Source organism: Flavilitoribacter nigricans DSM 23189 = NBRC 102662, assembly GCF_002646595.1.
Taxonomy (GTDB): Bacteria; Bacteroidota; Bacteroidia; order Chitinophagales; family Saprospiraceae; genus Flavilitoribacter; species Flavilitoribacter nigricans.
This window is the reverse complement of the sequence record NZ_PDUD01000018.1, coordinates 372,968-397,641: the sequence shown is the minus strand read 5'-3', so window position 1 is coordinate 397,641 and position 24,674 is coordinate 372,968. Positions and strand designations below refer to the sequence as shown.

Genomic DNA, 24,674 nt, shown 5'->3' with positions numbered 1-24,674 from the left:
GCCCCTAAATTGCTGTGGATGGCCGGAAAGCCCCGGTAAAATGCGGTGAATTGACGGATATATTTGAAATTCCCGAACGGGACGATTAAGTTTACGATCAGAATTTAAAATTTCGATCATGTCCGAAACCTTCAACTGGGGAATAATTGGTGCGGGGAGAATTGCCCGCAAATTTGCCTCCGATCTCAAGACCATCAAAAATGCCCGCTTGTCTGCCGTGGCCTCCCGCGATCAGGGCCGGGCCCAGACTTTTGCGGATGAATATAGTGCTCCGTACGCCTACGGCACCTACGAAGAAATCCTGGATTGCCCGGAACTGGATGCCGTCTACATAGCCACGCGGCACCCCGGCCACGCCGCTGCTTCCATCTTGTGCCTGGATAAAGGCATTCCCGTACTCTGTGAAAAACCTTTCGCCATGAATACGGGAGAGGTGGAACAGATGATCGCGGCCGCCCGTCGCTCCAACACCTTTTTGATGGAAGCCATCTGGACCCGGTTCTTACCCACCACCCGGCAGGCGCTGAAATGGATCGCTGAAGGAAAGATCGGCGAAGTCCAGTCGGTTAAAGCCGATTTCGGATTCAAGGCCGAACGAAATCTGGAAGGCCGGCTCTACAACAAAGAACTGGGGGGCGGCTCTCTGCTGGATATCGGGATCTATCCCACCTTCCTGTCCCTGCTGTTATTGGGAAAACCGCAGGAGATACTGGCGCACGGCGTGATCGGTCCTACCGGTATCGATGAAGAGATGGCGGCAATATTTACCTACGAAGGTGGGAAGATGGCCCAGATACATTCCACCATTCGCGCGGATACCAAAACGGAAGCCTTTATCTACGGTAGCGAAGGCGTGATCCATATCCATTCGCGCTGGCACGAACCGACGAGCATGAGCTTACTGCTGCCGGGGGAAAGACCACAGGATGTATTTTTTGATTATCCCTGTATCGGTTATGCCTACGAGGCGGAAGAAGTGATGAGTTGTTTGGCGGAAGGGAAAAAAGAAAGCGAGGCCCTGCCGCTGTCCTTTAGTCTGGATCTGATCCAGCTGCTGGATAGTATGCGGGAGAAGATTGGTCTGACTTATCGTGCGGATAGTTAATGAGCTCAAAGAAGCGAGGCAGCGTTTGCAGTATTTGTTCAGCGTATTTATCACCGCAAAGACGCTAAGCCGCAAAGATTTATGGCAACTTTCTTTGAAAAACTTTGCATTCGCAAATTTTTCAAAGTCAATCCCAAATGGGCCCATACCGAGAGCAGCCTTCGCAGTAGAGGGCGCAAAGATTTGTGATTTTGCCGGAGGCAAAAATCATAAAAACTTAGCGACTTGGCGTCTTTGCGGTGAATTCTAGATTACTTATTGCGCTGAACAAATACAGCCCCTGATACCGTAATTTTTCGTGGATCAGGAGCCAGTTCAATGACCGGCTTAATCACACGGTCATTTCGCCCCAGAGCCAGCGGTGTTGCGCAGCCCAGTCTTCTTTGTGAATGAACGTCAGCGGCACATAGTCCTCGCCGGGGGCACCGATGTGGTAGATCATCCAGTCCTGATCGTATTCATTGATGAGCTCCCGGATGCAGTCAACCCGGTCACCGTCCTCGGAGACCAGGCATTCGGTCCAGTCGATGACCTCTACCCGGTACCGGAGTTTTTGCCGGTGGCCGTTCATTTTCATTTCAATTTCGATGTCCTGTTTTCCGGGAAGATTGGGAATGGGAATAGTCAAGTTTAACATGTCGGGTGTGTTTTAAGTCGTAAAATAAACAGTCGGTAAATTAGTGCATCGGAGTTTATCCGCTTGCCTGTCAAATATACAAAATTTGCCAATAACCAGACCGGGAAGATCCGGCCTCCAACCGACTTGACAACAACACCCAACTTAAAAGATCAAATGAAACGCAAATCGCTTACACGTTGAAGCGGAAGTGCATTACGTCTCCGTCCTGCACGACGTATTCTTTACCTTCCACACTCATTTTTCCCGCTTCTTTTACCGCCTGTTCGGAGCCCAGCGAAACAAAGTCGTTGTATCTGATGGTCTCGGCGCGGATAAAGCCTTTTTCAAAATCGGAGTGGATCACACCGGCGGCCTGGGGCGCTTTGAAACCCCGACGGATCGTCCAGGCGCGGACCTCTTTTTCACCGGCGGTGAAATAGGTGATCAGGTTGAGCAGGGAATAAGCGGCGCGGATCAGGCGGTTCACACCCGGTTCTTCGAGGCCCATATCCTGCAGGAATTCCAGGCGTTCTTCCATGGTCTCCAGTTCGGCGATATCCGCTTCGATACCGGCACTGATGTAGATCACTTCCGCGTTTTCGTCGGCCACAGCCGATTTAAAAGCTTCGGTCAGTTCGTTGCCTTCGTGTACTGAGTCTTCGTCCACATTGCAAACGTAGAGGATCGGTTTAGCCGTCAGCAGCAACATATCCTTGTAGAGGGCAATTTCGTCCTCTTCGAGCTGAGCGCTACGGGCGGGCGCGCCGCTTTCCAGGTGGGCTTTTATTTTCTGTGCGGTTTCGACGTTCCGCAGTGCTTCCTTATCGGCGCTTTTGGCCTGCTTCTTGAGCTTTTCCAGTCGCTTTTCAACCGTATCCAGATCCTTCAGGATGAGTTCGGTATCGATGATCTCCTTATCGCGTACCGGGTCGACGCTACCGTCCACGTGCACGACATTGTCATCCACAAAGCAGCGAACAACGTGAATGATGGCATCTACCTCGCGGATGTTGGCTAGGAACTGGTTTCCGAGACCTTCGCCCTGGCTGGCTCCCTTGATCAGACCGGCAATGTCCACGATCTCAATGGTGGTAGGTACCACCCGCTGGGGATTGACCAGTTCTTCCAGTTTATTCAGTCGGGGATCCGGTACCGTGATGACGCCCACATTGGGGTCTTTCGTTGCAAAAGGATAATTAGCGGCCAGGGCCTTGGCCGAGGTCAAGGCATTGAAAAGGGTTGATTTTCCAACATTGGGCAAGCCGACAATTCCACACTGTAAAGCCATAGCGTAATTTTTGAGGCCGCAAAGATATATAATTTGTTGGCTAGAGCAGAAAAAATATTTTAAACTATAAAAATAGTTGGCAGAACTATAAAAATAGTTTTATACTTGTACCACAATCTGAAACCATGGAAAAACTTACTGACCGGGAAGAAGAGATCATGATGATCATCTGGGAACTCAAGCAGGCCTTTGTAAAAGAGGTGAGGGCGCAGTTCCCGGATCCCAAACCGCACATTAATACCATCGCAACCGTGATCCGAAAGCTGGAGAACAAAGGATATCTGGATCACGAAGATTTCGGATCGGTTTTCCGCTTTTATCCCATAATCTCCAAAGAGGCATACACCAAAAGCCAGCTCAGTCCGAAAATGGCCCGGCTATTCGGCAATTCCTTCAAAAATGTGGTTGCCTTCTTTGCCAAAGAAGATAAGATCACCAAGGACGAACTCCAGGAGATCATTGATATGATCGAAAAAGGAGAAGAAAATCAGAATAAATAATGATCACCCTACTGTTAAAGATCAGCCTTTGCCTGGCTTTGCTCTACGGTTTTTTCTGGCTTTTGCTCCGGAAATCGACTTTCTACCAGATCAACCGGGGCGTATTGCTGGCGATCGCGTTTGTATCGTTGACGCTTCCGCTAATAGAATTTCCCGCTAACTGGGACGTGAAATTTCCGGTCGAATTCAGCTCCGGATGGTCCGAGATCGGTCTCCCGCAGGACGTTGCGGCAACCACTACTGCACAAGCTGCGGAAGAGGCGATCGTTGTGGAAAAGCCGGCTGGGAAGGCCAGAGGGAGAGTGGGCCTGCTCCTCGCCGGTATTTATTGCCTGGGATTGCTCTGGTATCTGTTCCGCACCGGCCTGGAATTGAATAACCTGCGCCGGTTGATCAAAAGCGGAACCCCCGAGCGCTTCGGTCCGTTCACGTTGATCCGGGTGCCCTTATCGATCCCACCACTGGCCTTTTTCCGGTATGTGGTGGTGCACCCTGGCGGGCATTCGGATCAGGAACTCCACCACATCCTGCAGCACGAGCAGGTGCACGTGCGGGAGTGGCACACCCTGGATATCCTGTTTATGGAGGTTTTTACGGCAGTGCTCTGGTTCCATCCATTAGCCTGGCAACTGAAAAGGCAGGTAAAACTGAATCTGGAATTTATCGCCGATCGTGCGGTGCTCAGCGCCGGCAACGATCGGAAAAATTACCAGCTGGATCTGCTAAAAATAAGTGTACCGGACGCAATGGTCCGGTCGGTTAATCACTTTAATTATTCACATATAAAAACCCGTATTGTAATGATGAATCGCAAGAGATCTTCCCGACTGTTTTTACTTAACTATTTTTCTTTCCTTCCACTCACTTTATTGCTCCTGCTGGCCTTTCAGTCGACTGTCAGCGGACAGGAAGTACAGGTCAACGTTTCCGATTCGGATATGGTACTCGACCTCGAGCCGGGACAGAGCATCTACATGAAAATTTCCGGTGAACTTTCCGAAAAGGACGTGAATACCATTTTTTTACGACTGGAGAAAACCGGGGTCGACCTGGACGGCACCAAAGTGGAATACAACCGTCAGGGCGAAATTACCCGGATCAGTTTTCATGCGGCATTCGGCGGTCAGCACCACGTGGTGGAATCCTACAACAATGGCAGAGTGATCAATGAGCCGCTGATCTTTTACTACACCCGCGACAAAGGCAACAAAGTCGTGGTCGGTGTGGGCACGCCCAAAAGCCTGGATCCGGAAGAACGCCGGACCTTCAGTAAGTTCACCGGGATCATGGTCGGTACCTTCAGTTCCGAATAGGTTCCCCCTGCGTTTCTTCTATTTTCAGCATTGAATCGGGTGGTTTCGCTTTGATGCCTTTTTATCTTCCTGAATAATTTTTACTTTAGGAATTATTTCAACCGAAATCACCCGACATGTTAAAAAACTATCTGAAAGTAGGCGTACGCAACCTACTCAAACACAAATGGTATACCCTCATCCATGTGTTGGGCCTGGCCATCGGCCTCGCCGCTTTTCTGCTGATCGATCAGTATATCGGCTTTGAAAAAAGTTACGATAAATTCCACACCAATTCCGATCAGATCTATCGCTTAACCACGGACAATATTGTTGACGGAAAAATTCAGGTAAGGGACGCGATGTCCTTTGCGCCTTCCGGTGCCGCCCTAATGAATGACCTTCCGGAAGTACTCAGTTATACGACCACGCTGAAAACCAATTCGGTGGTTTTTCGCAAGGGAGCGGAAGTGGTGGAGGAAAAAGGACTGCTGGCCGTTGATTCCAGTTTCCTGCGGCTCTTCCACTATCCGTTGGTTTCCGGGAATGCCGAAGACCTGCTCAGCAAGCCGAACACTATTGTCCTGACCCAAAGCATGGCCGAAAAATACTTCGGTTCGGAGGATCCCATTGGCCAGAGTATGGAAATGCTGACCGGCTCCAATACCGAACTTGAAGTGGTAGGCCTCCTGGAAGATACGCCGGAGAATACGCACTACAAGTTCGATATGCTTTTTTCGCTGAAGAGCGTACAGGAACAGATCCAGCAGGACGGCTGGAACGGCTACAATTATTACACTTATCTGCTCTTGGATAAGCAGGCCGATCTGGCGGCTCTGAACGAACGTCTACCCGCGCTCAGCCGGAAATACCTGGGAGAGGAATCCAAACTGGTTTTCAACCTGCAGCCGGTAGAAAGCATTCACCTCCATTCGGACTTTACCTTTGAGCCGGAAGTGCACGGTAGTGCGAAGGCCGTAGGTTTTTTGAGTATCATTTCTTTATTCATTCTCATCATTGCCTGGGTAAACTATACTAATCTCTCCACTGCCCGGGCTTTGGAACGGGCTAAGGAAGTGGGATTACGAAAGGTAGTCGGCGCCCGCAAAAAACAACTGATCGGCCAGTTTTTGACCGAATCCCTGTTGATCAACTTTCTGGGTGCCATAGCAGCCGTTTTACTGGCCAAGATCCTGCTGCCCTATTTCAATGATCTGGTCGGCAAGGAGATTCTGGCTACCATCTGGGGGAATCAGGATTTCCTGCTGAAGCTGGGCGGTTTTTTCCTGCTTGGCACTTTTCTGGCGGGAGCTTATCCGGCGGTTTTGCTGTCCTCTTTTAAACCCATCGGTATTCTGCGCGGTCGGTTTAGCCATTCCAAACGAGGGGTGTTTTTGCGGAAAGCGCTGGTGGTGATGCAATTTACAGCCTCGCTGATCCTGATCGCCGGTACCATGATCATCTACCAGCAGATCAATTACATGACCGGTAAAGACCTGGGCATGCAGATCGATCAGACCATCGGGATCAAAAATCCATCTTTCGATTCGGATCGGGAGGCGGAGTTCGCGAGCAAGTACGAAGCCTTTTCCAATGAACTGTTGCGATTGGATGGGGTGGAAAGCCTGGCCGGTATTTCCAGCCTGCCCGGTGGGGGAAGTTCCAATATCAGTTCCAGCAGCGGCGGCGTGCGGATCGTGGGTAATACGGATCGGGTAGAAGCCACCGTATATATCAACCGGATGGACGACCGACTGCTCGACGCCCTGTCGATCGAGCTGGAAGCCGGACGCAATTTTGACCGGGAAATCGCTGCCGATACCAACGGCATCATCGTTAATGAGGCCCTCCTCGGCCTGCTGGGAATAAGCGATCCGGAGTCGGTGATCAACCAAAAGCTGCAGTTTGGCCGGAACGAAGACAATACCCAGTTCCCGATCGTCGGGGTGATCAATAACTTCAACCGGACCACCCTAAAAAATCAGGTAGAACCGACGGTGTTCTTTTACAGTCCGCTTACCCGGAGCATGGTATTGAAACTATCGGACGAAACTATCGGCTCCACGCTGGCTCAACTGGAAGGCACCTGGGACCGTTTCTTCCCGAACGCACCCCTCAGCTACGAATTCCTGGACCAGCGTTTTGAACAGTTGTACATTGAAGAAAAACGTTTTGGCCAGCTATTTGCTAACTTCTCTATCCTGGCCATTATCGTGGCTACCTTAGGGCTGTTTGGACTGGCAGCTTTTTTGTCTAACCAGCGGACCAAAGAAGTTGGTGTTCGCAAGGTACTCGGTGCTTCGGTCAGCAGTATTATCGTACTGTTCTTCAAAGATTACCTCTGGCTGATCCTGCTGGCGGTGGTGATCGGCATGCCGCTGATCTTCGTGGGCATGAACGAATGGCTGAATAATTATCACTACCGCATCAGCTTCCCCTGGCTGAGCCTGATCCTGGCTGCGGTATTGCTCTTTAGTTTTGCCTTCCTGACGGTGGGCTATCAGACGTACCGGGTGGCTATCCTGAACCCGGCGCGTACGATTAAGGACGAGTAGCCCCCCGAGATCTACGGGCGGGCATCCGATCATTTAGGACCGGATGCCCGCCGTATTTCCATATCTCCCCGAAGGCCTTTGTTCAGATGGATAAGATCGTTTCGGTAATTTGCTTCCATTCCTCTTTCAGGCTGGTTTTGGGCATGGTGCGCCCGGCGCGCCGGTACCAGTAATTGGCATTCCAGTCGTCACCTTCCCAACGGTGCAGATAGGCATGTATCCAGGAACCGTCGGGTGTGTGGATATCCTGGGCAACATCGTGGGAGCGATCCCAATCGTCCTTACCCGCGTACCAAAGGGCGCGTAGAGCGTCGGATAAGCCAGCGGGCGGCTGATCGTTTTGCAGGCTGTCCTGAAATTCGGAAAATGTCATGAAAGCTATTTTTTTTTATTTTTCTTGTAAAATACGTTGTGTCTGATCCCCTGTTGTCAGAGGATTTTGGTGTGCTGTTCTCTACCCGAATAAATGACCGGAATTTGATCATTTGGCAGCCGGTCCGATCCGGGAAAGCATGTATATTTGCGTTTTTACGGTGCCGGCCATCGATATCCGGTACTGCGTATCGAATACCATACCATGCTTAAAGACAAGATCAAACAACTAGCCAAAACCTACCATCAGGATACCATCGCGATCCGTCGTCACCTGCACCAACATCCGGAACTTTCCTACCAGGAAGTGGAGACCGGGCGCTATATCGCCGCCAAACTCAAAGAATATCAGATTGAACACCAACACGGCATTGCCGAAAATGGAGTCGTTGGTTTGATAAAAGGAAAAAATCCCGACAAAAAAGTGGTGGCCTTACGCGGAGATATCGACGCTTTGCCCATTCTGGAAGCCAATGAGGTATCGTACCGGTCCCAGAACGACGGCGTCATGCACGCCTGTGGGCACGATGTGCACACCTCCTCTCTGCTGGGGTCGGCCCGCATTTTGCAAAGCCTCCGGGGAGAGTTCGAAGGAACGGTCAAATTACTGTTCCAGCCGGCTGAGGAAAAAGCGCCGGGCGGAGCTTCCATCATGATCAAAGAGGGCGCTCTGGAAAATCCCCGCCCAACGGGAATTTTTGGCCAGCACGTTCATCCGCCGCTGCAGGTGGGCAAGATCGGGATGCGTCCCGGCAAATACATGGCCTCCACAGATGAGTTATTCCTAACGGTGTACGGTAAAGGAGGGCACGGAGCCATTCCGCAGGAATGTATCGATCCGATCACCATTACCGCCCAGATCCTGACCGCACTCCAGCAACTGGTGAGCCGTCAGGGGGATCCGACCATCCCTTCTGTACTTACTTTTGGGTACATCGCTTCGGAAGGAGGGACTAATAATGTCATTCCCAATTCCGTTTCCCTAAAGGGTACTTTCCGTACGATGGACGAGCCCTGGCGGGCCGACGCTCACCAGCGGATGAAGAAAATGGCGGAGGGTATTGCCGAAAGCATGGGCGCCCGGGCAGAATTGGAAATTCTCGGCGGTTATCCGTATCTTGTAAATGATGAGAAATTGACGGCATCGGCCCGGCAGTACGCCGAAGAATATCTGGGGGCCGAAAACGTGGTGGATCTGCCGATCCGGATGACCGGAGAGGATTTTGCTTATTACTCGCAGGAAATGCCGGCCTGTTTTTACCGGCTGGGCACCGGAAATGCCGCCAAAGGTATTACTTCCCCCATTCATACGAATACCTTCAATGTGGATGAAGATTGCCTGGAGGTAAGTACGGGCCTGATGGCCTGGATGGCTCTGCGGGAGTTGATGGTCTAATATCCGGCAGCTGGACCTGATAGCGTAAAGTGGTGATATCCGTTGCCCGACCAGTGTAACAATCTATTTTCTTCTTCCGTATATAGAAAAGTTAGGCGCTTCCTGATGACTAACAAATTTACAAACTACTGACCCGCCACGGCGGGGCATTAGAACAAAAACCGTAGGAATGTCAAAAGTACTCATAGTCGACGATGAGCAAAGCATCCGTAGAATTTTAAGGGACATACTCGAGTTTGAAAAGTATGAAGTGGAAGAGGCCGTCAACGGTATGGACTGTCTGGTTAAGCTAAAGCAAAACAAATACGATGTGCTGCTGCTGGACATCAAAATGCCGAAGATGGACGGTATGGATACCCTGGAACGGATACAGGAAATTGCTCCGGAAACTCCCGTAGTCATGATCTCCGGTCACGCCAATATCGATACGGCGGTAGAGGCGGTGAAAAAAGGCGCTTTTGATTTCATTTCGAAGCCGCCCGATCTGAACCGCCTGCTCATCACGATCCGGAATGCACTGGATAAATCCAACCTGATCACCGAAGCGAAAGTCCTCAAACGCAAGGTTGCCCGTTCGAAGGTCCAGGAGATCATCGGCGAATCCGAAGGCATCCAAAAGATCAAGGAAACGATCGAAAGGGTAGGACCGACAGACGCCCGCGTGCTGGTAAACGGCGCCAACGGGACCGGTAAGGAACTCGTAGCCCGCTGGATCCATGAGAACAGCCCACGGCGGGAACAAACCCTCGTGGAGGTCAACTGTGCCGCCATCCCGAGCGAATTGATCGAAAGTGAACTGTTCGGTCACGAAAAGGGCTCTTTTACTTCTGCCGTCAAACAACGGATCGGCAAATTTGAACAGGCCAACGGAGGTACCCTGTTTCTGGATGAGATCGGCGATATGAGCCTCTCGGCGCAGGCCAAGGTGCTGCGGGCGCTCCAGGAAAGCCGGATCACCCGCGTTGGTGGGGACAAAGAGATCAACGTGGATGTACGGGTGATCGCGGCCACCAACAAGGATCTGCGCCAGGAAATCACCGCCGGTCGGTTTCGGGAAGACCTTTACCACCGACTGGCGGTGATCATCATCAAAGTGCCGGCGCTCAACGACCGCCGCGATGACATCCCCCTGCTTATCGACCATTTCAATCAGCAGATATGTGAGGAATACGGTCTGCCGGCCCGCAAATTTTCCGAAACGGCGCTGCAGGGCCTGCAACAGGTCAACTGGACCGGAAATATCCGCGAACTGCGCAATGTGGTAGAACGCCTCATCATCCTGAGTGGAGAAACGGTAGAGCAGGAAGATGTGGAGCAATACGTGCTGCCGGCATCGGCCAAACGCGGCGCGGAACTGCAGGAGTTGTTCAGGCGATTTGAGAACGTGGAGGAGCTGAAAGCCTACGTGGAGAAGGCCTATCGGGAATACACCAATTTGGTATCCTGAGGCCCTTTAAATGGACGAATTATTTGATTTTTAGCTAAAAAAGACCTAAATAGCCCATTGCGGACAAACAAAAGGGGAAAGCCCGTCGTTACCATCGGCGGGCTTTTCGCTGCTGTAGACGGTAGTAAAAGCCTTTGCCCGAATAAGTTTTGACCAAAAATTACCAATAAGAACCAGCAAACTACCGACGATCTTCCGGCTCCGGCCGGAATAAACTGATGGACTATGAAAAAAGATAATGGTGTAAATGTAGGGGGAAAGTACCCCATGAAGACCTGGGGGAAAGCCCTTAAGGGAGAGAATTCCTGGACCATGTTTAAAGTGATCTCCGAATTTGTGGAGGGTTTTGAAACCCTCAATTCCCAGGGACCCTGTGTTTCTATCTTCGGTTCGGCCCGAACCAAGCCGGATCATCCTTACTATAAAACCGCCGTTGAGATTGCCCGTTTACTCACCGTAGAAGGATACGGCGTTATCACCGGTGGCGGCCCCGGTATCATGGAAGCCGGCAATAAAGGCGCTTTTCTGACCGGTGGCAAGTCGGTAGGCCTCAACATTAATCTGCCCTTCGAACAAAGTCATAATGCTTTTATCGACCCGGACAACAATCTGAATTTCCGCTACTTCTTCGTTCGTAAAGTAATGTTCGTCAAGTACGCTCAGGCTTTTGTTGCCCTGCCGGGCGGATTCGGTACGATGGACGAATTATTCGAAGTACTCACCCTGGTGCAGACCGGAAAGATCACCAAAGTGCCCATCATTCTGGTCGGATCCTCCTTCTGGAACGGCATGAAAGAATGGATCACGGAAGTCATGCTGGAACAGGAAAGCAACATCAGTCCCCAGGATCTCGACCTCTTGCCGATCGTGGACGATCCCGCGGATGTGATCAAGATCATCAGCGACTGGTACGGAGAGCACGCCGAGATGCTGCGGCCGAATTATGAGCTGTAGATTTTGGGGGGTAAATGAACTGACCGGTAATTCAGGTTTGAGATGAGTCGATTTTCCGTTGGTCGTGTTGGGTTCACATTATCTATTTTTTTGGGGATCACCGGACTTCCGGTACGAAGCCGAGCTAAGTACTTAAAAAAGTGGTGCTTAAGGGTTAAAATGGTCTTAAAAGATCCAGGGAATTTGCACTCTGACCCACTTTACCTAATTTAGGCAGGTACTAAATACGTGACATGAAGGCGCTTTCCATTTTACTATCCCTGGTGTTTTTTACGGTAAACGGGCATGCTCAAAGCAAAACCGTCGAAGTTTTAAACCAGACCTACTGCCTGGGTGTGATCAGCTGTACCCCAAGTACCACTTTAGAGATCGAGTTGCCGGAAAATACCGTGCGTTGGTTTTATACCGTGACGGCTACCAAAAGCCCGCAAAAAGCAGCATCGGTGAGGAGGAATCCCTCCATATATCAGGTCTTTCCGGACCTCCTTACCAAGCGAAAATTCCGAAAGAAAGATCCGCAGCCGGTATATCCGGGAGACGGTGTCTGCTCGGTTTATCTCTTGAAGAATAAATCGGATACGGAAAAATTCATGGTGGCGGGAGGAGCCTACTTCTTTTACGGAGAATATTCCCGGAGAAATGTCCCGGCCTCGGGTATGATCATTGACGACCCCAGTCTCTGCCGCGGCACCCAGTATATCGGCCTGGAGAACTCCCGGGCCTTTACCGAATCGTTCAATATGTACGCAGTGTTAACCGTGATCGCTATGACGGAAGATCCGCCGGAATGATCGCGGTGACCATCCTTATTTTTTCAGATGGAAATTAAAGCTGGTGCCTTCTCCCGGAACGGAACTGACGGTAATCTTACCGCCGAGCTGTTCAATTAGTTTTTTAACGATCGCTAATCCGATGCCCGAACTATTGCTACTCTGCTCATCCTGCGGATCTACCCGGTAAAAGAGATTGAATACCCCTTTCACCCGGTCGGTCGGAATACCCCGGCCGTTGTCCTGGACCTGAAAGTAATAGATGTCCTGTTCCTGCCGGGCTTCGATCCGGATCACACCGTGCGATTTATCGTTGTATTTAATGGCGTTCCCGATCAGGTTGGAGAGGATCTGATACAGGGCGATCTTAGAAGTGAAAACGGAAATGGATACATCGGGCAGTTGGAAGCTGATATGGCTCGGCCCGCCGGCCCGCTGAATGATCTCTCCTAAAAAGATCTGGAGATCGATCTTCTCTTTATTTTCCAGCAGGAAATTCGTGGATTTGGAATAGCTGAGTACGCCGTTTACAAAATCGACCGCCTGCTGGGCGGAGCGTCCCAACATGTTCAGGCACAGCTGTCCATCCTCACCCACCTGCAGGCTGGGATCCGCTAGGAGGATGTCCGACAGCATTTTCATATTGTTGAGCGGTGTTTTAATGTCGTGGGCAACCAGATTGGCAAATTCATTCAGGTTCTCGTTCGACGCTTTCAGCTGGGCTTCGGTCCGTTTGAGTTTGAAATTGAGCTTGCGCAATTCCAGGAGCTTGACCACCTGACTGGCCAGCGCTCTCAGCGCTTCCACCTGCTGCTCGGAAATGTCGCGGGGGTGGTCATCGATCACACATAAAGATCCCAGCGCAAAGCCTTCCGGAGTGACCAGAGAGATGCCGGCATAGAACTCTACATGGGGATCGGAAGTTACCAGAGGATTGTCCTTAAACCGGGGATCTTCCAGAGAATTACGAACGATAAAAGGCTGTTTGGGATTGAGCATACCGTGGGCACAGAAAGAAAATTCCCGCGGAGTCTGGTTTACATCCAGACCGTACTTGGATTTAAACCACTGCCGGTTTTCATCGATCAGCGTGATCAGCGAAATCGGGGTGTTACAGATCTGGGAAGCTATGCGGGTAATATTGTCGTAATCCTCCTCCGGTAAGCTGTCCATTATATCGTATTCCTCCAGAGCCTTTCGTCTTTCTCCCTCGTTTTCCGGAGCCTTCGGACTTTCCATTCAACTTCGATTTATATTTTGGAATTGCCGCAAAATTAAGATTAAAAGCCAAGCGGTAGGAATTTTTAACCTTTAAGAACATTTCCTAAAATGGATAACCGAAAGCCAGCACGAAATTGAGGTTGTCCCACCACCAGCCGCCGCCGCTAAAGAATTGATCAATGACCAGCCGTTCTCCCGGTTCCAGCCACGGTTTGGTAACCGGCCAGGCGAAATCCGTTCGAATAATCAGAAATTCAAGATCGTACCGGAAGCCTAATCCGGCATCCACCGCAAGTTCGCTGGCGAAAGTTTTCAGGCTGAACTCGGCCTTCTCTACATCGGACTGGGTACGGTATTGCCAGACGTTGCCGGCGTCTATAAACGGAGCCAGCTCGAGATAGGGGCCAAAGCGTTGGCGAAACTCCAGATTGACCTCCAGTAACACGTTGCCGTAACCGGTGAAGATCGTGAAATCTTCCCTCCGGTCGGGAGCTATGGTCCCGGGCCCTACTCCCCGGGGTGGAAAGCCGCGCAGAGAATTGGCTCCCCCTACCGTATACAGGTCAAAATAGGGGATTGTAGCCGTTTTGGTGATCGGGTAACCGGTGTAGAGTCGAAGTCGGCTGGCCAGCTGCCGGCGATTTCCCAGGTTGAAGTAATAATGCAGATCAGTTTCCCACTGCAGGAAGGAACTCGTTTCGGATTCAGCCCCCCCGTCGTTATTCAGAGGCGTAACCCGGTTTATATTGAAGGCCAGTCTTTGTCGATAGAAAAGGTTTCGCTCTTTGAGTTCTCCCTTGCGGGAATCGTAAAGGAAGGTATAATCCGGGCTGAACAATTGCATCCTTTCCAGGCGCACCAGGCTCGATTGCTCACCTACGCTGAATGCGCGGAATAATCTCAGCAATTCGGAATCATCGACGCCCACCGTTTGGAGACGGAAGACCAAAGGATTGATCTCGTGCTGGATGGTCGGTATCCGTTGCCAGTTGTAACCGTATTTCAGCTGGTAATTGGAGAGTTGTACGGGAGGCGTAAAACTCGAGTCGACTTCCAGCTTTTCCTGTAGCGAGGTCAGTCCCAGATCATCGATCTGCGTGGCGAGATTGGCCAGGCGAAATCCAAGGCTTTCGTTGTCCAGACTGAGTCGGATCCTCGTATTGGCGTATTGTAGATTTTTACTGAGCCTTTCCCGGTTGGGGAGCCAGAAACGGGGAATGGATACGGTAGCGCCGAAACTGATCTTGGTCCAGTCCGGAATGATCGCATCTTCCTCTGCACCCAGAAACGTGTTGTACGAATAGCGGCCGTCGAGCGTCAGATACTCTGCTCCTTTAAATAAGTTTCGGTTGATGTACTGTACGCTCAGTTCCGGACCGAAATACTGGCCCGTATTGTAAGAAACACCAACCTCTCCTTTTATGGTCCTCCGGGCCCGTGGGCTCAGATAGGCGTTGAGGATCAGCAGACTGTCCGATCCCGGTACCGGTTCGTAGTTTAGGTTGATGTATTTGAACGTATTCAGGTTACTCAGGCGTTCGAGGGTTTTGCGGTGCCGGGAAGGCTCGTAGAAGGTTCCCGGTTCTACGACCATCGCTTCGGTGAGAGAACTCAGCCGCAGCGGACAATCATTGCAATAGATCGTAAGTCCCTCGATTTGAGTAGAATCGATCTGCCTGCTACGGCTGCCACTCAGTTGGTAATTGGGGTACATGTTGATCTCTTGTATCAGCTGCGGTTTCAGATTTTCGGGGGGAAGATCATTTTTGAGTTTAAGCAGCAGATTGACGCTTTTTTCATTGCGGAAACCGACCGTATCTGCAAAGTATTCCAGGTTGCCGGCCGTGAAATAGTAATATCCGGCTTGCCTCAGGGCATTTTCGATCCTTTGGCGCTCTGCTTTCAGGTCGTCCAGCGAGAAAATGGCCCCGGACTGGATCAGTGATTCCGGTTGCAGGGTAGCAATGTGATGGGCCAGCGCCGTATCCCGGATCTGAGTTTGCATGCTGTCGATCCGGTAGGCGCGACCGACCCGGATACCGTAATCAATGCTCACTTTTTTCGGTCCCTCTTTTACATTGGCGTCCGCCCGGGCCCGGAAATGGCCCATATTCTGCGCCCGGTTTTCCAACAGTCGGATCACCTGGTCCACCTGCGCCGGATCGTACAGTACGGGAGGCTCTCCGATGGTGGTGCTCAACCAGTGTTTGAATCCTTTTTGTTTATCGGTCTTAAATTTCAGGTAAAACCAGACCTTCCAGGGAAAGCGGAATAGCCGGGCATTCGGCTCGGGAATGATGGCTGCATCCAATTCGGCCTGCAGATCGGTAGCGACCAGCGTATCGGGCTTCTCGATCGTAAGCTTGGCCCCGGTGTAGAGCTTTTGTCCATCGGGTAGATGCTTACTGACCGAGCAGGCTTGCAGTAGCATTAATGTGAACAGACCGCATAATATGTAGGGTAGGATTTTCAAATTCACTCTTTTTCGATCTGGATTTTTTGTTCCCCGTCCCGGGATCCGTCTTCCGGAGCCGACTTATCATTGGGAGGATCTTTAGCCGGTTTCTTGTCGCTGGACCAGAAAAAGCGATCAAAATCCTTACTAAAGGCCAGCCGTCCCCCGATGCGGACCACATCGCCCGTGGTGAATTGGTCGAGTTCACGGTCGCTGAACACCTTCAGCCGCAGGCCCCCATTCTTGGAAAGCAGAAATTCAGCGGTTAGGTTATCCAGATAAGTTTGGGGTAGGGTATTATTCTCATCGGTTTCGCCCGTTTGGGTCACACCGTCAATGCTGATGATCAGTCGATCGTTGAACAGTCGTTTTCTCAGACTCAGCCGCAGGTCACGCTGCCGTCCGCCCTGGGCGGTGTTGAAGCTTTCGAGCCCAAAATCCAGTTCAACAAAGTTGATGTAGCGATTGGCCAGGTTGTTGAGCTGCTGACTCAGAACGTTATCGAGCCCGGATTGGACACTGTTATCGATCCCGCCACCCGGCGCGGCACCACTGTCGCCGAAATTGACAAATCCTTTGAAGAGCAGCAAGCCGAAGGCCTGGGTATTCAGCTGGCTCTGGTCCGTCCGCAGTCGGGTCAGGGACTGTTCGATGGCCGGCAGCCCGGAATTTCCGGAAATATCCTCCGGATAGATGATGTCGGTATTCACCTGCATCTCTTCCAGCGTACCGTCCAGATACATCCGCACGGCAAAAGTCTGCTGGCGCCGCAGATTGGAGGCAGTCGCAGTGCCAAACTCATTCACCAACGGGTAAGGGGAAGCCTGGATGAAACTCGAAATCGTCAGATCCAGACTGGGATTCATCGGATCGCCCTGCCAGGTGATGGAACTTCCCGTTTCAACGGAAAACTGGCGACTGATCAGGCCCTGGTAGGTGAAATCATAAAGACCTTCTACCATCTCGATACGCCCGGTCATTTCCATTCTTCCGTCCGGATACTGATGGAAAACGATATCTCCGGCGCCCCTGCCGGTAAATTGGTCACCGGTGACTGGGTCAATGACTACCGTGAAGTTAAGGCCGGGATTGACATTCAGGTTGGTGATCAGATCGAATCCGCGGGATTCGCCGGATCCCAGTTGTTCCAGGCTGTCGGCCACGATGGTCTGTTGCCATTCGTATTGTTCCACGAAGCGAACTACCCCTCGGCGAGATTCTGCCTGGGGCACTGTATTCTGGATCAGATTGTAGGTCAGGTTCGATCCCTCTTTGGGCGATGCGGTGACCTCGAGCCGGGGTTGGTAAATATCGCCGTTGATCTCTATGTCGGCATCCGCTTTCAGGTAACCGTAGTACAATTCATTGTCTTCTTTGTTGGTGTTCATCACCAGAAAGTCCCGCGCCCGGGCCGAAAGGTTAAACCGGTAATTGGCCAGGGATTCGGCGTATACCGAACCGCTCAGGGTAGCTTCATTGTTCTGCGGATCATAAAATGTCAGGTTGTCGATGGTGATCGTCTGTCCGCTAAAGCGGATGGCTTCGTTCTCGATCTGGAAACGGGTCTGTAATAAGGCCACATCAATGGCAGCATCCACAAAACGCAATTCTCCCTGATAACTGGGTTGGGAAAAAGTTCCTCCGATAGTTACATTTCCGGCCAAATGCCCCTGAGCGTTGCTGAGATATCCGAGAGACAGGGGTTCGACCGCTTCCAGTTGGAGTTTGCCGATATCAATCTGCAGGTCCACAGCCCCGTCGGGCACTATGGTACCGGCAATGGAGACTTCATTGGTAGCTTCTGCAAGCTGAACATTGACCCGGTAGGTCTGCGCGTTTTGATTGGCGACATCAACGGAAAGATCTCCCCACAGTTTGCTGTATACAGATAAGTCTTTGACATCCAGTTGTGCATCAAATCGCAATTCCCCCAGTGGGTCTTTTACTTCAACAGTACCATCCATTACTCCGACAATAATTTCTTCCTCCGAACGAATAAGCCTACTGAAAGGAGCCAGGTTGATAGCGTTCAATTCCGCTAGTAATTCCCGTGAATTGGGTGTCTTCAGGGATATACTCTGACCGTTGTGACTGAGCGTCCAGTTGTTGGCGCGGATATTCCTCCCGGATAGGAGCAACAGGTTATTGCCGGGGATCGTCCAGGTGGTATTGTCGATGAGTTGTTCCGGCCCCAGCCGAACGAGGAGTGAATCTTCTTCCGGATCAATTTCCAGCTGAATATGGTGACGGGGCGTGCCCGCTTCGTTGTAGACCAGGAAATTAGCCTCCATGGCTTCTGCCGTATTCTGCCCTTTAATCTGCGTCCTGCCCAGGATCACCTGATTGAACAGGTTGATATTTTTCCAGTCGGCCCGGTATTGGATCTCTCCCTGACTTCCCCGGGTATCAATCTCCAGGCTATCCATTTTAATACCGGCATAGTTCAATAACGGCAAACTGGCGGTAAATAACAGTTCCGGCGCTCTTTCGCGGTATATAAAATTGGCGGACATGGGGGAGAGGCGGCGCAATCCGGGGATCACTCCGGAGGTCAGCGGCCGGGGGTTCCGTATTTCCAGATAGGCATTCATGTAATTTCCGTAAACCACCGGATCGGGCTGAACTATTTCTTCCTGCCAGTACGCCTGAATAAAGCGGGTGATCTCGCCGAACACCAGCGCCGGGCGGAAACTCCCTTCCAGGGAAAAATTCAGCAGATCGGAAAACACTTCAATTTCGTTATTGCCGTCGTGCATTTCCGCGTAGGCGGAAAGCGTATCCACAAAAGCGGAGGAAGTATCCGAGCGCAATAAGATATCGTTCATGGACAGTCGCGCCGAGAGGTTATCCAGTTGCAGTCCTTTGGTGCTGAACTTGCTACTTCCCGACAGATACAGCGGACGATCACTCAGTCGCCAGCGCTCCAGATCGGCCCGCTTGATGCGCAGGGAGCCTTCTATTTCCTGTAGGGAATCTTTTTGAATATAAGTGGTGGTGGCGGATCCCTGCAGGTCGGCGTGGCTAAAAGTCATCTCTCCGGAAAAAGTATCCCTCCTGGCAGTTCCTTCCAGATTGAGCAGGGCACCTTTGCTGCCTTCGTAGATCGTGAGATTGAGGTCAGCCACCAACTCGGGCTCGAGCTGTCCCGAACTTTTCAATTCCATGCGTAAGGGATCGAGATCGAGCAGGGCCAGGCTGTCCGCCCGGGCACCCTGGTAGAGCTTCTCCGGCCGGAATCCATTGACCTCCGCGCCGATATTGTAGTCTTCCGGAGCGTAGTGCCCGGCAATGATTCCCTCACCGTTGATCGTGCTGATCGGCAGATTAAAATTCAGATCCTCCAACGTACCGTCCAGCGCACCATTCGTGATCCGGAAATCCGGGAAATTCAGGTCGGATGGCAGGGTGCTATCCGGCAATATTTCCCGTAACTCGGGAATATCCACCAGGATCAGCGGAATATTCAGATCAAGGTATAGGCTGTCTGCATTCAGAACCTGCCGGACCTGGCCGTTTACGTTGACCTGCGTCCTCTCTGATTCCGTAAGCAACACCAGATCAACTACGAGATCATTGATCGGACCTTTAATGGTGCCGGTCCCCTTGAGGAAGTTCGGCAAATTATAGCCCGCGGGAATGCTGTTTTCGGGTAAATAGGCTAAAGCGGAATAACGCGTGGCCCGCAGCGTGTCGATGGTTACATCCACACTGCTGGACGGATATTGCTGGATATTCTGTACCTGACCACTAATGGCCAGTACACTGTTTATCGGGCTGCTGTCCCTTTGTTCCAGAGCCCGCAGATTGAAATTAGCATCGTCCGAGGCGTAGCGCAGATTACCGCTGATGCGCAGATACTGCGGCCAGTCGATATAGGCGGGTAATAAACTATCTGGTAAAAGCGGAATTATGCCTTCGGGAATGGCGGACAGTTCTTCAATTTGAAAATTGCCGGTAAGGGCATCCACATCGAGTATCTGGCGCACAGTTGCGGCACCCCGCAGGCGAAGGCCCGGACCATCGAGCAGGATCCGGTCCACCCGCAGCAATTGCTGATCGCCCTCCGCGTGGAGTTGCAATTTTATGTGTTGACCGGCGTTTTGCCGTAGCAGGTCCACCGTATCCAACTGAGGCAGGAAGAACAGCAGATCACCTACGGCGAGATTGGCTTCGGCCAGGCTGTTAACCACCAGAGGTGATGTCGGATCGAAAGCTTCCTGAAAATTATACAGAATTTGAAAAGAGGGAATATCGATGGTCGATCGTTGGGTAGCCAATTCCAGATCCTGGATGTTCAACAGGTCGGGTTGGTAGCGGACGTGCCCGCTCAGTTTTTCGAGGGTCAGGCCACTTTTATCGACCGCCTGGGCCAGATCGATCTGAGCCAGTACCGAATCCAGGGTATACTGAATGGCATTGGCCTCGATATTGATCTGCTGCAGATCCATGTGGTTGGGATCAAAGCCACGGGCCAGTTCGGGAGCCGGCAGATCCATGGCGTACCTTCCGTTGACTACGGAAAAACCGGCCGCTTCGAAGCGGATCGAATCCTGGATCAGCAGTTGGGCCATTTCCAATTGGGTCTCGGGAAGCTGCACCAGTAGATCGATTGGTTCCGATCGCATGCGAAAAACAGTATTTTCCACGGTAAGGGATCGACTGGTCAGTTGTATCGGCAGGGTAGGGGGCGGAGTGGCAGTACTGTCCACGGTGCTCTCCCTGGTTTTCATTTCGAGTAGAATATTCCCGCCGATCAAGCGGGCTTTATCGATGTCAAAGATCTGATCTTCGAGATTTACATTATCCGTGGATAACTCAAATGTTTCCAGTTGCCCGTCCAGCAGTATGCCGGTGGGATCATCCTGGTAATAAATGTCAGCGCGTTGGAGGCTAAGTGAGGTATTGGGAAAATTGATCGCCCAGTTGGTAGCGGTGGTGTCAACGGGGTCGGTCGGCGTGGCCGGGCCGGTAGAGGTATCGGTGGTTACAAAGGCATCGAGCAGGAACTGAATATTGGAGGTGCTGTCGGTGATCATGATTTTAGCAAAAACATCTTCCACTTTTACCTTCTGGATCACTACCTGCTTGCGAAAAAGCTGGATCATATCAATGTCTACCCCCAGTTTGCCGAGGGTAAAAAGGGAATCTCCCGCCGGAGTCTCCAGATAAACTTCTTCAATGGTGAAAAACTTGGGAAAGTCCAGACCTACACGACCGATGCTTAATTCAGTGTTGAGTTGGGAGGATAAGGATTTTTCCAATTGATCGGTCAGGCGATCCTGTACAGCCGGTAACTGCAACAATCCAGCCAGAAGGAGAATGATGGCTCCGATGGTAAGGAATAGCCAAAGGACTATTCGGACAATCCTTCTTAAAATTTTTTTTACGTTCAAGTTAACATGTGTGATAGAGGGTGATCGCCTACAGTAAATCTAACAATTAAACCACTTTGTTAGATGCATGTTCGCCCAAATTCATTTAATCACCAGACAATTTTGGCGGGATTATTCCGGCCCGACGAACACGTATCCTTTTCAGCCGGTTCAAATGACAAAAAAACATCCACTATGAACTACCAAGAATGTATTGACGCCTGTCTGAAATGTATGACCGATTGCGAATATTGCCTGGAAAAAATGATCGGTAAAAACAGCCATAATGATTGTCCGCACTGCTGCCGCGAATGTCTTGATATCTGTGACCTTTGCGCCAAGGCCCTGGCGCGGGGAAGTAAATACTCCGCTCAATATTGCGAACTGTGCGCAGAGATCTGCGAATGGTGTGCCGAGCAATGTGCTGCCCACGACCACGAGCACTGTCAGAAATGTGCCGAATCCTGCCGGAAATGTGCCGAGGAATGCCGCGAAGTGGCGATGAAAATTGCCGCCTGATAATTTTGAGGGTATAGAAAAAACAAAAAGGGCGAATCCGGTACGATTCGCCCCTAACAGTCGGGTGATAATTAAAAAAGAGAGATCTTAATTCTTCATATGTAGATCAATGCGATAGTCATCGCTGTTACTTTAGGGCCTGATTTACATGGGCCAGATGGTGCTCTCCGTGCCAGGCGTACAAACCTAAAAATTCCTCCAGAGCCATTTCTGCTTTCCTTTCCGGATGATAGGCCTTTTTTTGCCATTCCTTTTCAGAAAATCCATCCAGCAAGTTGATCCACCGGGTGTGGAGCGCTTCCAGTAATTTCAGCGAGACTTCGATCGGCGTAACCGCCGTGTCCCGCAATTCGGCCCAGGCTGCCTCGTCGTAGGGCTTAATGGACGGAGTATCTTCCGTCAGCGCCAGTTTAAAACGGATGATGCTGTTCAGGTGACTATCCGCTACATGATGTACAACCTGCCGGATCGTCCAGCCACCGGGACGATAGTGGAGGTTGAGTTGTTCTTCGCTCAGGTTTTCGGTCGCCGCCCGGAGTTTGGCGGGTAGTTCGCCGATGCTCTTTTTCAATTTGCTGCGGGTAGCTTCGTCGTATCCGCCGGGGAACTTAAAGTGGCCGATCGGGTACTTCAGTTGATCCAATTGTTCTTCAACCATGTTTTTGGTGTTTAATCGAAATAGAAAGTCTGCTGACTTTCAGCTGCGTATTGGTTTTGGAATGGGTTGCGGGTATTTCCCCGGTTAACCCTTGCATGATCCAAAAATAAAGCAAATATTTGTATGAGTAAAATGAAATGATTTTGCCAGGTTCATGAATAAAATTAATAGATGGAAGTTCGTCATCTAAGGCTGGTGGAAAGCGTGGCGGCTACGGGCAGTCTGACCAGAGCGGCCGAGCAGCTTTTTCTTTCGCAGTCCGCCCTCAGTCATCAGCTGAAGGAACTGGAAGAAGAACTCGGCGCTCAGCTATTCATTCGCGCCAAGAAGAAAATGGTGCTGACCCAGGCCGGAGAACGTTTTCTGGAAACCGCTGAAAATGTACTGACCGAACTGGTCAAAGTAAAATGTGATATCGAACACATGAGCCGGGAGGACGCCGGCACGCTGCGCCTCACCACGGGCTGTTACACCTGCTACCACTGGTTGTCGCCGGTATTAAGGACCTTTAAAGATAAATTCCCCAACGTTAGAATAGAGGTTATTCCGGAAGCTACCTATAATGCTTTCGATTATCTGCTGGACGGCAAGGTGGACCTGGTGTTTGTCAGCGACCGGCCGGACAATGCCCACCTCGAGTTCCAATCTCTTTTCGATGATGAATTGATGGCGGTAGTTGCACCCGATCATCCCTGGATAGAAAGGAAACAGATCCGGGCCCGGGATTTCGAAAAAGAAACGCTCATCATGTACGATGTGCCGGATCAGGATAGTATCATCCTCAACGAATTCTTTAAGGCGTCCGGCACCTGGCCGTCTAACATCCTCCGTCTGAAACTGACGGAAGCGGTGATCGAAATGACCAAGGCCCAGATGGGAGCGGCGATCCTGGCGGAGTGGGCGATACGGCCCTACGTAGAGCGGGGCGAATTGATCGCCTTACCGCTGGCCCGGAAAGTAAAACGGACCTGGTATTCCACCCGGATGAAGCATGCGGATCAACCGCCTTTCATGCAGGAGTTTGTCAAACAACTGGGCAACACCCTGGTGCAGCGGGAAATATAAGCGGTCAGAGTCGCTGGACCGATTCGATGATATACAACGGCCGTTTTTTGATCTCGTGGTAAATATTGGCCAGATAAATGGACATGATGTAGAGATTGAGGCAGGTGATGGCGAAAAAGATCGACATCAGTACCACCAGGAATGTCCAACCCGTGACGGCTTCCTGCGGATTACCCAGCAGATCGAATCCGGCGAACTTGACCTTAAGCGCATTGATGATCACTACGATCAGGAACAGCAGGGATATGATGAAGATCCAGAGTAGCACCGAACTCAGAAACGTGGTAAAGGAACTGATGGCAACCAGGGAAGCGCCGAAGCGCTCGCGGAACCCGGTGTCTTCATCCTGGATCGGCTGGTCGGTGGGGATGGAAGTAGTATTGTAGCCCACGATGGAATAGATCGCCTTCATGTAGCGCAAATTCTCCCGCAGTCGCAGCAGCGAATTGAGGGCCCGGCGGGAAATGATCCGCGTGTTATGGGCTTTGTCGTCAATCCGGAGGTTGGAATAGCGCCGCAGAATACTGTAGAAAATGCCGTATAGCCAACGGAACTGTGGCCTGGTAACCCGCCGGCCGGCCTGCAGGTAAACGATGTCGTAATGTTCCTGGGTCTTCCGGAACAAGTCGAGAATGAGCCCGGGCTGCTGATAAAAATCAAATTCGAAGATGATGGTGTAGTCTCCGTTCGCCCGGTCCAGGCCCGCAACGAAGGCGTGATTCTTATTGGTTTTAGAAGAAAGATTTAGAATAAAGAGATGTTGCTTGATCGCGGGAGGCAGGTTTTCCAGGTCCTTGTTCAGTTGTCGTCCCGGCAGATTGTTGACGAGAATGATCTCATAATCGGTGAAATGTTCTTTCAGCACTGGATAAACCCCTTCCAGATAAGCCGGTAACAAAGCGGATTCATCCGGACTGTTAACGACATTGATCAGGGATAAAAAGGTGTTGAACATACTCGTTTTCTTGACAACTACGTTACTTTGAGACGGAATTGACGTCTAATTGTAAAGAATGTGTTGAAACTATTCGCCCAAAATTATACATTTACCCCAGTCAGGGGCGAAATTTTCGCTCAGAATTCCCT

18 protein-coding genes are annotated in these 24,674 nt (G+C 51.1%); 10 read left to right on the top strand and 8 right to left on the bottom strand.

The window, feature by feature from the left end; all coding sequences use genetic code 11:
• Positions 1-118 precede the first annotated feature (118 nt).
• Positions 119-1,105 (top strand): Gfo/Idh/MocA family protein, encoded by a 987-nt coding sequence (locus CRP01_RS12610; RefSeq protein ID WP_099150394.1) that lies wholly within the window; start codon positions 119-121, stop codon positions 1,103-1,105.
• Positions 1,106-1,436: 331 nt separating this feature from the next.
• Here the strand turns inward: CRP01_RS12610 and CRP01_RS12600 are convergent, their stop codons facing one another.
• A complete protein-coding gene (locus CRP01_RS12600; RefSeq protein ID WP_099150392.1) occupies positions 1,437-1,742 on the bottom strand; it encodes a hypothetical protein in 306 nt (101 codons plus the stop codon).
• A gap of 172 nt (positions 1,743-1,914) precedes the next feature.
• Positions 1,915-3,012, bottom strand: coding sequence for a redox-regulated ATPase YchF (gene ychF / locus CRP01_RS12595; RefSeq protein WP_099150391.1), 1,098 nt, complete (start codon positions 3,010-3,012; stop codon positions 1,915-1,917).
• Positions 3,013-3,137: 125 nt separating this feature from the next.
• Here ychF and CRP01_RS12590 point away from each other — a divergent pair, with 125 nt between their 5' ends.
• The 3 genes from CRP01_RS12590 to CRP01_RS12580 all read left to right on the top strand — a co-directional run bounded on the left by CRP01_RS12590 (position 3,138) and on the right by CRP01_RS12580 (position 7,359).
• Entirely contained in the window at positions 3,138-3,512 is a 375-nt protein-coding gene (locus CRP01_RS12590; RefSeq protein WP_099150390.1) for a BlaI/MecI/CopY family transcriptional regulator, read from the top strand.
• Entirely contained in the window at positions 3,512-4,825 is a 1,314-nt protein-coding gene (locus tag CRP01_RS12585) for a M56 family metallopeptidase (protein WP_099150389.1), read from the top strand. Before CRP01_RS12590 ends, CRP01_RS12585 begins: the two co-directional genes overlap by 1 nt.
• Before the next feature lie 116 nt (positions 4,826-4,941).
• Entirely contained in the window at positions 4,942-7,359 is a 2,418-nt protein-coding gene (locus CRP01_RS12580; protein ID WP_099150388.1) for an ABC transporter permease, read from the top strand.
• 82 nt (positions 7,360-7,441) lie between these two features.
• Here the strand turns inward: CRP01_RS12580 and CRP01_RS12575 are convergent, their stop codons facing one another.
• The gene (locus CRP01_RS12575) at positions 7,442-7,732 is read right to left on the bottom strand and encodes a hypothetical protein (RefSeq protein ID WP_099150387.1); all 291 of its coding nucleotides are present in this window, start codon (positions 7,730-7,732) and stop codon (positions 7,442-7,444) included.
• Positions 7,733-7,936: 204 nt separating this feature from the next.
• Here CRP01_RS12575 and CRP01_RS12570 point away from each other — a divergent pair, with 204 nt between their 5' ends.
• The 4 genes from CRP01_RS12570 to CRP01_RS12555 all read left to right on the top strand — a co-directional run bounded on the left by CRP01_RS12570 (position 7,937) and on the right by CRP01_RS12555 (position 12,319).
• Positions 7,937-9,127: a M20 metallopeptidase family protein gene (locus CRP01_RS12570; protein WP_099150479.1), complete on the top strand. Its 1,191-nt coding sequence runs from the start codon at positions 7,937-7,939 to the stop codon at positions 9,125-9,127.
• 169 nt (positions 9,128-9,296) lie between these two features.
• Positions 9,297-10,574, top strand: coding sequence for a sigma-54-dependent transcriptional regulator (locus CRP01_RS12565; protein WP_099150386.1), 1,278 nt, complete (start codon positions 9,297-9,299; stop codon positions 10,572-10,574).
• A 225-nt stretch (positions 10,575-10,799) separates the two neighbouring features.
• On the top strand, positions 10,800-11,528 hold the full coding sequence (locus CRP01_RS12560) for an LOG family protein (RefSeq protein WP_099150385.1): 729 nt from the start codon (positions 10,800-10,802) through the stop codon (positions 11,526-11,528).
• A 233-nt stretch (positions 11,529-11,761) separates the two neighbouring features.
• Positions 11,762-12,319, top strand: coding sequence for a hypothetical protein (locus CRP01_RS12555; protein WP_099150384.1), 558 nt, complete (start codon positions 11,762-11,764; stop codon positions 12,317-12,319).
• 15 nt (positions 12,320-12,334) lie between these two features.
• Here the strand turns inward: CRP01_RS12555 and CRP01_RS12550 are convergent, their stop codons facing one another.
• The 3 genes from CRP01_RS12550 to CRP01_RS12540 all read right to left on the bottom strand — a co-directional run bounded on the left by CRP01_RS12550 (position 12,335) and on the right by CRP01_RS12540 (position 21,367).
• Entirely contained in the window at positions 12,335-13,537 is a 1,203-nt protein-coding gene (locus tag CRP01_RS12550) for a sensor histidine kinase (RefSeq protein ID WP_099150383.1), read from the bottom strand.
• 85 nt (positions 13,538-13,622) lie between these two features.
• Positions 13,623-15,992 carry a BamA/TamA family outer membrane protein gene (locus CRP01_RS12545; protein WP_099150382.1) on the bottom strand — a complete coding sequence of 790 codons (2,370 nt, stop codon included), beginning with the start codon at positions 15,990-15,992 and terminating at the stop codon, positions 13,623-13,625.
• Positions 15,993-15,994: 2 nt separating this feature from the next.
• Positions 15,995-21,367, bottom strand: coding sequence for a translocation/assembly module TamB domain-containing protein (locus CRP01_RS12540; RefSeq protein WP_143473368.1), 5,373 nt, complete (start codon positions 21,365-21,367; stop codon positions 15,995-15,997).
• A gap of 174 nt (positions 21,368-21,541) precedes the next feature.
• Between CRP01_RS12540 and CRP01_RS12535 the strand changes: the two genes are divergently transcribed.
• A complete protein-coding gene (locus CRP01_RS12535; RefSeq protein WP_099150380.1) occupies positions 21,542-21,865 on the top strand; it encodes a four-helix bundle copper-binding protein in 324 nt (107 codons plus the stop codon).
• Between the two features lie 127 nt (positions 21,866-21,992).
• Here the strand turns inward: CRP01_RS12535 and CRP01_RS12530 are convergent, their stop codons facing one another.
• A complete protein-coding gene (locus tag CRP01_RS12530; RefSeq protein ID WP_099150379.1) occupies positions 21,993-22,523 on the bottom strand; it encodes a YfiT family bacillithiol transferase in 531 nt (176 codons plus the stop codon).
• 171 nt (positions 22,524-22,694) lie between these two features.
• On the opposite strand from CRP01_RS12530, the gene CRP01_RS12525 reads away from it, so the two are divergent.
• Positions 22,695-23,588, top strand: a complete 894-nt coding sequence (locus CRP01_RS12525; RefSeq protein ID WP_099150378.1) for a LysR family transcriptional regulator — start codon at positions 22,695-22,697, stop codon at positions 23,586-23,588.
• A gap of 4 nt (positions 23,589-23,592) precedes the next feature.
• On the opposite strand, the gene CRP01_RS12520 is transcribed toward CRP01_RS12525, so the two are convergent.
• Complete coding sequence (locus tag CRP01_RS12520) at positions 23,593-24,543, bottom strand: glycosyltransferase (protein WP_099150377.1); 951 nt, start codon at positions 24,541-24,543, stop codon at positions 23,593-23,595.
• Positions 24,544-24,674: the final 131 nt, after the last annotated feature.